Origin of the sequence: Vibrio sp. Vb2131, assembly GCF_033338535.1 — a bacterium.
GTDB classification, from domain to species: domain Bacteria; phylum Pseudomonadota; class Gammaproteobacteria; order Enterobacterales; family Vibrionaceae; genus Vibrio; species Vibrio alginolyticus.
The window spans coordinates 1-691 of the sequence record NZ_JAWOSW010000074.1 but is presented as its reverse complement, the minus strand read 5'-3'; the positions used below and the strand labels follow the sequence as shown (position 1 = coordinate 691).

1 protein-coding gene is annotated in these 691 nt (G+C 50.4%); it reads right to left on the bottom strand.

The features are described from left to right. On the bottom strand, positions 1-691 hold a 691-nt coding region (locus R7E38_RS22930; protein ID WP_318082148.1), incomplete at both ends, for an ABC transporter substrate-binding protein.

Here is a 691-nt window from a genome sequence, read left to right as displayed (position 1 = left end):
ACGGCTGATGGGCGAAGTGCGAAACGAGTTAACGTGTCGTTCCAAGCGCGTTGGTTGAGCTCGTTGTTTAGCGTGTCTGGTGAGTAAGCGACAAACTCTTTCCAGGACTTTTTCGGATGGTTGACGATGTAAGTAGTCGCTTGCTCCAGCGCTTTGTTGAACGCTTTGATAGCGGCTTTGTCGTAGGTTTTTGCATTCGCCACAAACACCAGTTCGTCATACGCTGGTACGCCGTGTTCTTCTGGGAAGAAGGCTTTGGCTTTGTAGCCTTCTAGCGCAAGTTGGTTGGTTTCGAAGTTGCGCAAGCCGCCCCAAATAGCGTCTACTTTCCCTGATGCGAGAGAGGAAGAGAGTGCCCAACCGACGTTGATGATTTGCACGTCAGAAAACTTCACGTTCTCCTGCGCAAGCATGGTGCCGATTGTCGCCTCTTCGTTACCTGCGATAGCAATACCGATTTTCTTGCCTTTAAGGTCGCCAAGGTTATCGTTCTTACCGTTATCCAACACCATCAACGTGTTGAGGGGAGTTGCAATTAAGGTCGCAGAGCGAATTAATGGCAAGCCAGCCGCTACGTCGATGGTCAGGCTAGGTTGGTATGAAATCGCCATATCGACTTTGCCAGCTGCAACTAGTTTAGGTGGTGTGCTTGGGTCGGCGGGTTCTTGGATATCTACCTTCAAACCTTGCT